Genomic DNA, 12,475 nt, shown 5'->3' with positions numbered 1-12,475 from the left:
TGATGCATTTACTGCCAGTATTATTTATTCGGTACGCGCTTATCAAGTATCGAGTCGATTAACCCGTACTCCTTAGCCTGGGCTGGGTCCATGAAATTATCACGGTCCGTATCCCTTGCCAGCGTCTCCAGATCCTGGCCAGTGTGATGCGCCAGAATGGAATTCAGAGTGTGCCGTATCTTGAGAATTTCCCGTGTATGGATCTCAATATCGGTTGCCTGGCCCTGATAACCACCCAAAGGCTGGTGAATCATTACCCGGGAATTGGGCAAGCAGGCGCGCTTTCCTTCAGCACCGCCCGCCAGCAAAAATGCGCCCATGCTGGCTGCCTGCCCCACGCACAAGGTTGAGACATCAGGCTTGATAAACTGCATGGTATCGTAGATAGACATGCCTGCGGTTACAGAGCCGCCCGGGCTGTTTATGTACAGGTGAATGTCTTTATCCGGATTTTCAGATTCCAGGAAAAGAAGCTGCGCCACGATCAGGTTAGCCATGTGGTCTTCCACTGGGCCCACCATAAAGATCACACGCTCCTTGAGCAGACGGGAATAAATATCGAACGAGCGTTCCCCGCGGGCAGTCTGCTCGATAACCATCGGCACCAGACCGGAACTCGTAACCATTGCGGGACCATCAATCGGTTTCTGCATCATGATGCGCCTGAACTCCTTATAAAAAAATAGGACGTAGCTTAAAAACCACGGCAATTTCAGTCTTCTTGCATCTTCTACTTTGCCAGTCGCCGGCCTTGATGGAAACAGCCGGACACACCGGCTGTTCGTTGACTCAGGCCAGCCAGGCCGGTCTCAACCCGGCCATCGCGCTATTCTCTGTCTGGCCTCAGCCCTGCTGCGCCTGTCCAGCTTGAATAGCTTCTTCGTACTTGACCTTCTTGTCCTTGACCTTGGCAAACGACAACACATGGTCAACAACCTGATCTTCCAGCACAGATGACTCGATCTGGCTCTTCTGCTCAGGGTTACTACTGAAGTGCGCAATGACTTCATCTGGTTGTTCATACGTTGACGCGATCTCCTGGATCTTTTCGTCGACTTTGGCCGGATCCACTTTCAGGTCGTTGGCCTTAACCACCTCCTGGAACAACAGGCCTGTTTTCACGCGGCGCTCAGCCTGCTCCTGGAATATTTCCTTGGGTAGCTGCTGGAAATCCACCTGCCCACCGAAGCGCTTCACAGCATCTTGGCGCAAACGATCGATTTCCTGATCCGTCAAGGCGTTGGGGATGTCGACCTCGGTCGTTCCCAGAAGACCGTCCACAACGTCATTCTTGACCTTGTTGGCTACAGCCTGCTTGAGCTCGCGCTCCATATTCTTTTTCACTTCTTCACGGAATGCGGCTTCGTCTTCGGCTTCGATACCGAACTTGGTGAAGAACTCGGTGTTCAGCTCAGGTAGCTGTGGCTCTTCAACCTCGTGGATCTTGATATCAAATTTGGCCGGCTTACCCTTCAGCTCTTCGGCGTGGTAGTCCTCCGGGAATGTCACTTCAATTTCAAACTCTTCGCCCGCTTTACCGCCAACAATGGCTTTTTCAAAACCAGGAATCATCTGATCAGAGCCCAGGGTCAACTTGTGCCCCTCAGCCGCCCCACCTTCAAACTCCTCACCATCGATGGTGCCTTTGAAGTCGATCGTCAGTACGTCCTTGTTCTTGGACTTGCGCTTGACAGATTTCATGGTGGCCTGCTGACGACGCAGGTTATCGATCATGGTATCGATATCCTTGTCAGTAATTTCAGAGGCCAACTTCTCGATGGAAATTTTGCTCAGATCGCCCAACTCAATCTCGGGAAGAACTTCAAATATAGCAACGAACTCAAGGTCCTTGCCGGCTTCCATGGTTTTTGGCTCAAGTTTTGGCCAACCCGCAGGGTTAATATCCTGCTCCTGTAGCGCCTTAATATAGTTGTCACGCATGACGTCGCCGACGATTTCCTGGCGAACACTGTCACCGAAACGACGCTTAACCACGCTCATAGGTACCTTGCCAGGGCGGAAACCATTCAGGCGCACGGTACGCGCGGTTTCCTGCAGGCGTTTCTGAACCGCCTGGTCAATTTCCTGGGCGGGCACACTAATCGTCATGTGACGCTCAATGTTGGAGGTCGTTTCTACAGACACTTGCATGGAAGATCCTCAAGTTTCGGGTTCGGTATATGAATGAAATTTAAACTAAAAGTCCATCCCGAAGCAGTTCCCCCGGAAAAGACACAAAATTAAAAGCCGGTAGTTTATCACGGTTTGCCCTTACGAGAGAATCGCCTACCAAGGGTAGTTTCAGGGATCGTGACCACAACGACACTACAAACAGGAGTTTGGGACGAAAAAAGAAAAACAAAGGGGTGAACCACCCGGATTTACAGAATAGGCGCCGCATTTTGAGGAACTAGAGAAAGAAAATAAGACAGACAAGTAAAAAAGGCCCTTAGAGATCGTCTAAGAGCCTTTAAAATATGGTCGGGTTGGGGAGAATCGAACTCCCACTCCTCTCGGAACCAGAACCTAAATCTGGCGCGTCTACCAATTTCGCCACAACCCGTAATTCTGAAAATCAGTGTCGGTAGTCTTTTGAAAAGTGGGGTGGACGAAGGGGATCGAACCCTCGACCGCAGGAGTCACAATCCTGAGCTCTACCAACTGAGCTACGTCCACCACATCGGGAAACAACCTTGCGGTAACTTCAACAACCAGATCACTAACTTTCTAACTTCGCTTCTTGCGGTGGTTCGGTTCCCATCAAGCGAACAGCTTGAATGGTGCGCCCGGCAGGACTCGAACCTGCGGCCCTCGGCTTAGAAGGCCGATGCTCTATCCAGCTGAGCTACGGGCGCGTGACCGTTCACCCATCTGAACATTCAGAAAATGGTCGGGGTAGAGAGATTCGAACTCCCGACATCCTGCTCCCAAAGCAGGCGCGCTACCAGACTGCGCTATACCCCGTCTGAACTGAACAACGTGTTGCATCAGCTAAGTTGGCGCGCATATTACCGCTGCAAACAGGTTCCGTCAACAAGGAAAATCAATTTCTTACACAGACACGCTCTTTGCCCCGAAAACCCTCCTGAAATAACGGCGGCACAAGAGTGTCCTCAATTGGAGTTAAAGGGCAAGCGTGAGACAATGCCGCCTCTTTTATTTACCCATACCAACCGACAAGACGAAACATGAGCGCCAAACTAATCAACGGAAAAGAGATTGCCGCCGGGGTCAGACAGCAGGTCGCTGCTGGCGTAGAAGCCCGCACAAGCATAGGGCTGCGCGCCCCTGGCTTAGCTGTTGTACTGGTAGGGAGCGACACAGCTTCTGAAATATATGTGGGCAACAAACGAAAGGCTTGCGATGCGGCAGGCATCCTGTCGCTCTCCTACGATCTGCCATCAGACACCTCTCAGCAAGCCCTGGAGGCTTTGATTGATGAGTTGAATGAAAACCCCGCTGTTGACGGGATACTCGTGCAGCTTCCACTACCCGAGCAATTGGATGCCGACCCCATTCTGCTGAAAATCCGCCCCGACAAAGATGTAGACGGCTTTCATCCTTACAATATAGGCCGCCTGGTACAACGTAAACCGGCGCTCAGGCCATGCACGCCCGCTGGTGTCATTACATTGCTGGATAGCGTGAACACCCCTTACAAGGGCCAGCACGCAGTGATTGTAGGCGCCTCAAACATCGTAGGCCGCCCCATGACCATGGAACTGCTACTTAAGGGGGCAACCACGACAGTTTGTCATCGCTTTACACCCAACCTGGAAAAGTTCGTTCGCGAAGCCGACATTCTTATTGCGGCCGTGGGCAAGCCCGGGCTAATTAAGGGTGAATGGGTAAAACCTGGCGCAACGGTGATCGATGTGGGCATCAACCGCATGGAAAACGGCAAGCTACAAGGTGATGTCGACTTTGCAACTGCTTCTGATCGCGCAGCCTATATCACACCGGTGCCTGGCGGCGTTGGCCCCATGACTATCGCCACGCTTCTCGAAAATACCCTGTACGCTGCGAACGAATTGCACAAAGGGTAACCTCGCCACGCTGAGAGCCGTGCACTTCAGGCAGTTAATCAGCCACAAAAAAACCCGCCGAAGCGGGTTTTTTTGTTTTCAGTCGTTATTACTGACCGAACTTTTCCTTCGCCTGCAGACGGTAGGCGTGCAGAAGTGGCTCAGTGTAACCACTTGGCTGCTCACGCCCCTTCAGAACCAGATCCATAGCAGCCTGGAACGCGACGCTGCCTGAGAAGTCCGGCGCCATTGCCTGATAGGTCGGATCGCCGGCGTTCTGCTTGTCAACAACCTGCGCCATGCGCTTCATGGTCTCTTCAACCTGCGCCTCGGTGCAAATGCCATGGTGCAGCCAGTTAGCCAGGTGCTGCGACGAGATGCGCAAGGTAGCACGATCTTCCATAAGACCTACATCATTGATATCAGGTACCTTGGAGCAACCCACACCACTGTCGATCCAGCGCACAACGTAGCCAAGAATGCCCTGGGCGTTGTTGTCCAACTCCTGCTGAATATCGGATTCTGTCAGCCTGGATGGGTCTTCCATCACAGGCACCGTCAGAATGTCATCCAGGCTGGCCCGTTCACGGCTTTCCAGGTCTTTCTGAATATCAGCCACCGATACCTGGTGGTAGTGAGTCGCATGCAGCGTAGCCGCCGTTGGCGAGGGCACCCATGCGGTATTAGCGCCTGCTTTGGGGTGACCAATTTTCTGTTCGAGCATGGCCGCCATCAGATCCGGCATAGCCCACATCCCCTTACCAATCTGGGCAACGCCTCGAAAACCGGTTTCCAGTCCAACGTCAACGTTCCACTGCTCATAAGCACCTATCCACGCAGCCTGCTTCATTTCACCCTTGCGAATGAATGGCCCAAGCTCCATGGAGGTATGCATTTCATCACCGGTACGATCCAGGAAGCCGGTATTAATGAACACGGCACGATCTTTGGCAGCGTGGATACAGGCTTTAAGGTTAACCGTGGTGCGACGCTCTTCGTCCATAATGCCGATTTTCAGAGTGAAGCCGGGCAAACCCAGAGCATCTTCAACCCGACCGAAGAAATCATTGGTAAATGCAACTTCTTCCGGGCCATGCATCTTGGGCTTCACTATGTAAACCGAACCGGTGGCACTGTTCTGAAACTGCCCACCGCCCTTTAAGTCGTGAATGGCGATCAGTGAAGTGAGCATGCCGTCCATAAGCCCTTCGGGTATTTCACTGCCATCTTCTAGCAGGATGGCCGGGTTAGTCATCAAGTGGCCCACGTTGCGGACAAACATCAAACTGCGACCTTTCAGCTTCAGCTCACTGCCATCAGTTGCTGTATAGGCGCGGTCTGCGTTCATTTTACGGGTCTGGCTTTCACCGCCTTTATCGAAGGTTTCTTCCAGATCACCTTTCATCAAGCCCAGCCAGTTGCTGTAGGCCAGAGTTTTATCATCAGCATCAACCGCAGCAACCGAGTCTTCGCAATCCATGATTGTCGTCAGTGCAGATTCCATCAGCACATCTTTAACGTGCGCACCGTCGTCCTTACCAATCGGGTGACTGGCATCAATCTGAATTTCGAAGTGCATGCCATTTTTAACCAACAGGATGCCGGTAGGGGTATCCGCCGCACCTGTGTAGCCAACAAAACCAGTTTCGTCTTTTAGTCCGGTCACGCTACCGTTCTGCAGCTTAACGGCCAACTTGCCGCCGGCAACCTGATACAAGGCCGCATCTTTATGACTTCCAGACGCCAGCGGAGCAGAGCTATCCAGTAGATTGCGTGCAAACTCGATAACCTTGGCGCCACGCACCGGGTTATAGCCGCGGCCTTTTTCAGCACCCTCTTCTTCAGAAATCGCATCGGTGCCATAAAGCGCATCGTAAAGGCTGCCCCAGCGAGAGTTGGCTGCGTTCAATGCAAAACGGGCGTTCATGATCGGCACCACCAACTGGGGGCCAGCCATGGTGGCAACTTCAGGGTCAACATTGGCGGTAGAAATGCGGAAATCTGCCGGCTCATCTACCAGATAGCCAATCTCCTTCAAGAAGGCTTTATAGGCGGCCATATCCAGCTTCTGGCCCTTGTGCTCGCTGTTCCAGCTATTCATTTTTTCCTGGATTTCGCCACGCTTGGCCAACAGCTCACGGTTACGTGGTGCCAGATCGTTAACGATCTTGTCGAATTCTGCCCAAAATTTATCTGCATCCAATCCGGTGCCCGGAATTGCTTCGTCGGTTACGAAGTCGTACAAATTCTTTGCGACCTGAATACCGCCAAGTTGCACACGTTCTGTCATCGTTTTTAGCCTCAATGAGTTAACCTATCCCAACAGCCGCAGCAGTCGGGTTGGGAAAATGGAAGGCCGTATTATACGGGAGATTCCCTACAAGGTCATTTCCCGGAAAACAATACGGCTTAAGCTATATCAATCAGCTGCGCCGCCAGCTTGTACCTTCACGGGAATCATCCAGAACAATCCCCTGCCGCGCCAGCTCATCCCGAATACGGTCGGCCCCGGCAAAGTCTTTCGCTTTGCGGGCATCTGCACGGGCCTGTATTTGCGCTTCAATATCTTCTGCGCTTAGTTGGCCGCCGGTGTCTGCCTGGAAGAAAACGTCCGGGTCCTGCTGCAGCAAACCAAGAACGCCGCCCAATCGCACCATCACTGCCGCCACATTTCTGGCGTCATCTTCACGCCCCTCCCGACGATGCTGGTTGATGTCATTGGCCGCCGCATGGAGGACCGAAATCGCACCTGCACAGTTGAAGTCATCGTCCATCAACTCCACGAAGCGCCGATCGTGCTCTGTTTCAGGAACATCGTCAGAATTAGCCGGCGCGACACCACGCAACGCGTGATACAACCGCGCAAGGGAGCGCCCTGCTTCAGCCAGATTATCTTCAGAATAATCGACCTGACTGCGGTAATGGCTGGACACTAAAAAGAAGCGCACAACCTCCGGAGGATAGGTCTCCAGGATCTCCCGAATGGTGAAGAAGTTACCCAAAGACTTGGACATCTTCTCCTTGTTCACGCGGATCGCACCTGCATGCATCCAGGTGTTTACGAACGTATGACCAGTTGCACATTCAGACTGGGCAATTTCGTTTTCATGGTGGGGAAACAGCAAATCCGGCCCGCCACCGTGAATATCAAATGTATCACCCAGGCAACGGGTGGACATGGCAGAACACTCAATATGCCATCCCGGACGACCATTTCCCCAGGGTGATGACCAGCTAACCTCGCCCTCGTCAGCGGCCTTCCATAGAGCAAAATCTGCCGGGCAGCGCTTGGCCGCTTCCACGTCAACCCGGGCCCCGGCCAACAAGTCTTCAAGCTTCTTCTTGCTGAGTTTTCCGTAGCCCTCAAAGGATTCTACAGCAAAGTACACATCGCCGTTATCTGCAGCATAGGCATGGCCTGACTCAATCAGCGTGTTGATCATGGCGATGATTTCATCGATATAATCGGTCGCACAGGGCTCAGCATCAGGCGTTAGCACGCCCAGGCGGGATTCATCCTCGTGCATTGCTGCAATCATTCGACCGGTCAGCTCGGTGTACGGCTCTGCGTTCTCCTCAGCCCGACGAAGAATCTTGTCGTCGATATCCGTTATGTTGCGCACATAGGTTACGTCGTAACCCCGGTTGCGCAGATAACGTGTCACCACATCAAAAGCGACCAACACCCGGGCATGGCCCAAGTGGCAAAAGTCGTAAACCGTCATACCGCACACGTACATGCGAACCTTTCCCGGCTCGATGGGCGTAAACGTTTCTTTTTGCTGGGTGAGCGTGTTGTAAATTCTGATCACTGCTGGTCTCCCGAATGCTAACCCTGTTTACTTTTTATTTACCCCAGGAATCCCGCAAGGTAACGGTGCGATTGAATACCGGCTTGCCGGCTTTGGCTGTCAGCTCCTGATCGCAGAAAAAATACCCCTCCCTCTCGAACTGATAAGGCAAGTCTGTGCGAGGCATGGCGAGGTTCTTCTCTGCACGCGCACCTTTAAGCACCACAAGTGATTCGGGATTAACGTGATCGACCAGATCGCCGTCTTTATCGCTGTCTGGAGACTCGTGATTAAACAGCCGATCGTACACGTTGATATCGCACTCTACGCTATCGCTTTCACACACCCAGTGAACAACGCCGTTAGGCTTATAGCCTTCGGGATTAACGCCCAACGTCGCCGGGTCGTACTCGCAACGCAGCTCTGTAATCTCACCGCTGGCATCGCGGACCACTTCTTTGCATGTCATCACATAGCCACCGCGCAGGCGAACGGCTTTATCAGGTGCCAGGCGTTTCCACTTGCGGGGAGCCTCCTCCACGAAATCTGCCCGATCGATATACAGTGTCTGGCTCCAGGTCACTTCACGCTGCCCCATATCCGGGTTCTGCGGATGCACAGGCAACACCAGGGTTTCTGTTTTGTCAGCAGGGTAATTGGTAAGCGTCACCTTAAGCGGGCGCATTACACACATGGCGCGAGGTGCGCGGGTGTTCAAATCCTCGCGAATGGCGAATTCCAGCATGCCCATATCCACAGTGCCACCCGCCTTGTTCACGCCGATCATATCGCAGAACGCCCGCAGGGACTCAGGCGTGTATCCACGGCGGCGCATACCGGAAATGGTCGGCATGCGTGGGTCGTTCCAGCTGTCTACAAACCCCTCATCTACCAGGCGCTTGAGCTTGCGCTTACTGGTAATAGTGTAATTCAGATTAAGCCGTGAGAACTCGATCTGCCGCGGATGGCACGGAGCAGTAATGTTATCCAGTACCCAATCGTATAGCGGCCGGTGGTCTTCAAACTCCAGAGTGCACAGGGAATGGGTAATCCCTTCCATGGCATCGGAAATGGGGTGAGTGAAATCGTACATCGGGTAGATGCACCATTTACTGCCGGTTTGGTGATGGTCCGCGTAACGAATACGGTAAAGAATGGGGTCGCGCATGTTGATGTTGGGCGAGGCCATATCAATCCTGGCCCGTAACACCATCTCGCCATTGCTGTACTGGCCGTCGCGCATGTCCCGGAACAGCTTCAGGCTCTCGTCTACAGGCCGGTCGCGATAAGGGCTGTTTTTGCCAGGTTCCTTCAGGCTGCCACGGTATTCTGCCATTTCATCGGCAGACAATGCACACACGTAGGCCTTGCCCTTCTCGATCAACTCTTCGGCAAAGTAATAAAGGGAATCAAAGTAATCAGACGCGTAATGCACCTCGCCTGCCCAAGTGTAACCCAGCCATTCTACATCCCGTTTAATGGCCTCAATATACTCCTGGTTTTCTTTTTCGGGATTGGTGTCGTCAAACCGCAGATTGCACGCGCCGGAAAATGTTTCAGCAATACCAAAGTTAAGGCAGATAGACTTGGCGTGGCCGACATGCAAGTAGCCATTGGGCTCAGGCGGGAAACGGGTGACTACCTGGCCGGTATGCTCACCTTTAGCGACGGCATCTTCGATCAGGTTCTGAATAAAGTTGTGGGCTTTCTTCGACTCGGCGCTCATACAATCTCTTAAAAGAAGTGGATCATAAACGCGCTATTATACTCATAAATGAGGGCCGGACTCATGCATCGCCGGAAACTCTTGAGTACAATACCGGCTTTAGTCGACTTAAACCCAATGAACAGGAAACCCTGATGATTCTGCTGACCACTAATCACGGCGATATCAAGCTCGAACTCGATTACGAAAAAGCACCCGAAACGGCTCAAAATTTCGAGCAGTATGTCCGTGACGGCTTCTACGACGGCCTGATTTTTCATCGGGTAATCAGCAACTTTATGGTTCAGGGTGGCGGTTTTGAGCCGGGTATGGTTGCCCGCAAAACGCGCGCGCCCATCAAGAACGAAGCCGACAATGGCCTGAGCAACATGAAAGGCACTGTTGCCATGGCCCGCACCATGGACCCGCACTCCGCCTCTGCCCAGTTCTTCATCAACGTTGAGAACAATGGTTTTTTGGACCATACAGCAAAAAATGCCGAAGGCTGGGGTTACTGCGTGTTTGGCAAAGTTGTAGAGGGCATGGAAACCGTGAACGCTATCCGCGCAGTACGCACCACTATGGATGCAGGCCACCAGGACGTGCCCTATGAAGACGTGGTGCTGGTAAAAGCCACTGTTACAGAAAATGGTAAAGAGGACGGAGGCGCAGCGTGACCACGCTGTTTATTTCCGACCTCCACCTGGAAGAATCACGCCCCGACATTACCGGGGCGTTTCTTGGTTTCCTGGAAAAGAAAGCGTCCGGTGCAGAGCAGCTATACATTCTGGGTGATTTTTTTGAGGCCTGGATTGGTGACGACGAGCGCACGCCGCTGCAGGAGCAGATTGCAACAGCATTGCGAGCGCTCAGCGATGGTGGCACCCGCATCTTCGTGATGCATGGCAACCGGGATTTCCTCCTGGGCGAAGACTTCTGCGCCCGCGCCGGTGCTACCTTGCTGGACGACCCTACCCTCATCGATCTCTACGGCACCCCTACTCTATTAATGCACGGCGACAGCCTGTGCACGGCCGATGTGGACTACCAAAAATTTCGCACCAACATGCGCAACCCGCAGACTCAAAAGCTCATTCTGGCCCGTCCTCTTAAAGATCGCCAACAAATGGCCCGACAACTCCGGGAAATGAGCATGGCCACCAATCAGGGCAAAGCCGAAGACATTATGGATGTTACCCCTGAAGAAGTTGTGCGTGTTATGGAGACCCATAATGTGCCGCGGCTGATTCATGGCCATACCCACCGGCCGGCTGAACATAGCCCGGAAGTACATGGCAAAACCGCGAAGCGGATTGTCCTTGGTGACTGGGATGAAAACGTGTGGTGGTTGATAGCCAAACCTGAGCAGCCGCCGGAGCTGAAAAAAGCCCCGCTGACCGCTTTCTGAGGACACAGCACTGGCCCTGCCAACGCGAGGATCGCAAATCATGAAGCAACGCCCGACCCGTTACCCAGTTTTAACAGGATGGCTGGCCGGGCTTTTTCTACTGTGCTTTGTAACAACGCAGGCCTTCGCCGAAGAGTCCGAAGAACCTGAAGAGGCGCGCCCGGCGGTACAGCCGGAACTGCAAGCGGGCACAGACGCGCCCCCGGACACCAAATTGCCGGACTCGGTCGATGCAGACATTCATCAGCAGGTCCAAACGCTAGGTGCCTCACTCGATCAGCGTCAGGCTGCAGTCCTGGCGAGCCGGGAGCGACTAGGCTATGCCGAATCTGTCCTCAGCCGCCTGAAGGATGAGTACGAAAGTTTCGAGCTGAGGCTCGAAAAGGCAGGGCTCAATCTAACCGCAAGCTATGCCGACCTGTTAAAACAGCGTCTTGAGCGTTTACAGCGGCAGAGTATTGCCGAAGATCTCATTGAAGGCATTGAGAACAAACTCTCTGCAGCAAGAGAAGAACAACTGCGGCTGGAGGAATTTGAGGCCATTGCCGAACCCGAAAGCGACGCCCAAAGCCAACTGCTCAGCCGCCGCTCTGAACTACTGCGAGAGCTTCACAAAGCGGTGACCGACCACATTGATGTTCTCAATGAATATTTCAACACAGCGTCGGCACTTCAGGATCAGGTTCAGGACTACCAAACACTCTTGCAGCAGCGACTATTCTGGCTTCCCAGTGCCGCCGTGGTGAGCAAAAAAACCGTCGGGGGGCTTTATCAATCTGCCAAGTGGTTTGTTTCGCAATTAAAACCTGAAGCACTGAGTGATGCCATTAAAGAGTCTGTGAATGAACGTGGCGGCCGCATAGCGTTTTTAGCCCTGCTTCTGGCTGTGCTTTTAATAAGGCGCAAAGCAATAGCTGACCATCTCCAAACCAACGGTCGCCATATCGGAAATGTAGACCAGGACCGAACAGCGTATACACTGCAAGCACTCGTCAACAGTTTTTTACTGGCGCTACCTGGCGTACTTGTATTCGCTCTGGCAGCCCTGGTTCTGATGAACGGCAATGAATTTTTCGCCGCACTCTCAAAAGGCTTTACCGCAGCCGGCTTTATTATGTTTTTGCTCGCGTTTATCCGCAACGTTGCCCGCAAAGGCGGGCTCGGGGAAAGCCACTTCCACTGGAACCCGAGCTCTCTACTGGTTATCCGCCGGGAAATTCCTTTGCTGATGGCCTTTGTTATTCCCGTCACAATCATCACCACCTCAACAAGTTCAACGCCTGAAGGTGCACAATTTGATGACAGCCTTGGGCGCCTGCTTTTCACTTTGGTGTCCATTGCACTGGCAGTATTTGCACAGCGCATTATGTCGTCTGTGAGAGACTATAAATCCCATGGGAACTTCCTGTTATTTCTCCACATTATTGCGGTTTCCGCACCCCTTGTGCTGGCCGCCGGCTCGCTATTCGGCTATCACTACACCGCCTTGCAGCTAGCCCGGATTTCTCATGAAGGGATAAAAAGAAGCGGCTAAAAGTGCTATGAT

At 53.0% G+C, this 12,475-nt stretch carries 9 protein-coding genes and 4 tRNA genes; 4 read left to right on the top strand and 9 right to left on the bottom strand.

The window, feature by feature from the left end; translation table 11 throughout:
- Positions 1-20: 20 nt before the first annotated feature.
- The 6 genes from clpP to ACTHYN_RS08010 form a co-directional block, all read right to left on the bottom strand.
- A complete protein-coding gene (clpP, locus tag ACTHYN_RS08035) occupies positions 21-656 on the bottom strand; it encodes an ATP-dependent Clp endopeptidase proteolytic subunit ClpP (RefSeq protein WP_441811933.1) in 636 nt (211 codons plus the stop codon).
- Positions 657-843: 187 nt separating this feature from the next.
- Positions 844-2,151, bottom strand: coding sequence for a trigger factor (tig, locus tag ACTHYN_RS08030; RefSeq protein ID WP_441811932.1), 1,308 nt, complete (start codon positions 2,149-2,151; stop codon positions 844-846).
- Positions 2,152-2,478: 327 nt separating this feature from the next.
- A tRNA-Leu gene (locus ACTHYN_RS08025) sits at positions 2,479-2,563 on the bottom strand.
- A gap of 37 nt (positions 2,564-2,600) precedes the next feature.
- Positions 2,601-2,676: transfer RNA gene (locus ACTHYN_RS08020), tRNA-His, on the bottom strand.
- A 102-nt stretch (positions 2,677-2,778) separates the two neighbouring features.
- Positions 2,779-2,855: transfer RNA gene (locus ACTHYN_RS08015), tRNA-Arg, on the bottom strand.
- Positions 2,856-2,887: 32 nt separating this feature from the next.
- A tRNA-Pro gene (locus tag ACTHYN_RS08010) sits at positions 2,888-2,964 on the bottom strand.
- 224 nt (positions 2,965-3,188) lie between these two features.
- Here ACTHYN_RS08010 and folD point away from each other — a divergent pair.
- Positions 3,189-4,046, top strand: coding sequence for a bifunctional methylenetetrahydrofolate dehydrogenase/methenyltetrahydrofolate cyclohydrolase FolD (gene folD / locus ACTHYN_RS08005; protein WP_441811931.1), 858 nt, complete (start codon positions 3,189-3,191; stop codon positions 4,044-4,046).
- Between the two features lie 88 nt (positions 4,047-4,134).
- Here folD and ACTHYN_RS08000 read toward each other — a convergent pair whose 3' ends face one another.
- The 3 genes from ACTHYN_RS08000 to ACTHYN_RS07990 form a co-directional block, all read right to left on the bottom strand.
- Positions 4,135-6,315, bottom strand: coding sequence for a malate synthase G (locus ACTHYN_RS08000; protein ID WP_441811930.1), 2,181 nt, complete (start codon positions 6,313-6,315; stop codon positions 4,135-4,137).
- A 133-nt stretch (positions 6,316-6,448) separates the two neighbouring features.
- A complete protein-coding gene (gene cysS, locus ACTHYN_RS07995; protein ID WP_441811929.1) occupies positions 6,449-7,837 on the bottom strand; it encodes a cysteine--tRNA ligase in 1,389 nt (462 codons plus the stop codon).
- 34 nt (positions 7,838-7,871) lie between these two features.
- A complete protein-coding gene (locus ACTHYN_RS07990; RefSeq protein WP_441811928.1) occupies positions 7,872-9,542 on the bottom strand; it encodes a glutamine--tRNA ligase/YqeY domain fusion protein in 1,671 nt (556 codons plus the stop codon).
- 134 nt (positions 9,543-9,676) lie between these two features.
- Between ACTHYN_RS07990 and ACTHYN_RS07985 the strand changes: the two genes are divergently transcribed.
- Genes ACTHYN_RS07985 through ACTHYN_RS07975 form a run of 3 tightly spaced genes read left to right on the top strand, consistent with a single transcriptional unit; the run spans position 9,677 to position 12,463 of the window.
- Positions 9,677-10,198: a peptidylprolyl isomerase gene (locus ACTHYN_RS07985; protein WP_441811927.1), complete on the top strand. Its 522-nt coding sequence runs from the start codon at positions 9,677-9,679 to the stop codon at positions 10,196-10,198.
- Entirely contained in the window at positions 10,195-10,929 is a 735-nt protein-coding gene (gene lpxH, locus ACTHYN_RS07980; RefSeq protein ID WP_441811926.1) for a UDP-2,3-diacylglucosamine diphosphatase, read from the top strand. The genes ACTHYN_RS07985 and lpxH overlap by 4 nt, the downstream gene beginning before the upstream one ends.
- A gap of 40 nt (positions 10,930-10,969) precedes the next feature.
- Positions 10,970-12,463, top strand: a complete 1,494-nt coding sequence (locus ACTHYN_RS07975) for a hypothetical protein (RefSeq protein ID WP_441811925.1) — start codon at positions 10,970-10,972, stop codon at positions 12,461-12,463.
- The last annotated feature ends 12 nt before the right edge of the window (positions 12,464-12,475 follow it).

The organism is Marinobacter sp., from assembly GCF_052091845.1.
In the GTDB taxonomy this organism is placed as follows: domain Bacteria; phylum Pseudomonadota; class Gammaproteobacteria; order Pseudomonadales; family Oleiphilaceae; genus Marinobacter.
This window is presented reverse-complemented; position numbering and strand designations above follow the sequence as displayed.

Bases quoted from the DNA above. Each gene is read 5' to 3' on its own strand.
- ACTHYN_RS08000 (WP_441811930.1), bottom strand. From the start codon at position 6,315: ATGACAGAACGTGTGCAACTTGGCGGTATTCAGGTCGCAAAGAATTTG.
- folD (WP_441811931.1), top strand. From the start codon at position 3,189: ATGAGCGCCAAACTAATCAACGGAAAAGAGATTGCCGCCGGGGTCAGA.
- ACTHYN_RS07990 (WP_441811928.1), bottom strand. From the start codon at position 9,542: ATGAGCGCCGAGTCGAAGAAAGCCCACAACTTTATTCAGAACCTGATC.
- ACTHYN_RS07975 (WP_441811925.1), top strand. From the start codon at position 10,970: ATGAAGCAACGCCCGACCCGTTACCCAGTTTTAACAGGATGGCTGGCC.
- tig (WP_441811932.1), bottom strand. From the start codon at position 2,151: ATGCAAGTGTCTGTAGAAACGACCTCCAACATTGAGCGTCACATGACG.
- clpP (WP_441811933.1), bottom strand. From the start codon at position 656: ATGATGCAGAAACCGATTGATGGTCCCGCAATGGTTACGAGTTCCGGT.
- ACTHYN_RS07985 (WP_441811927.1), top strand. From the start codon at position 9,677: ATGATTCTGCTGACCACTAATCACGGCGATATCAAGCTCGAACTCGAT.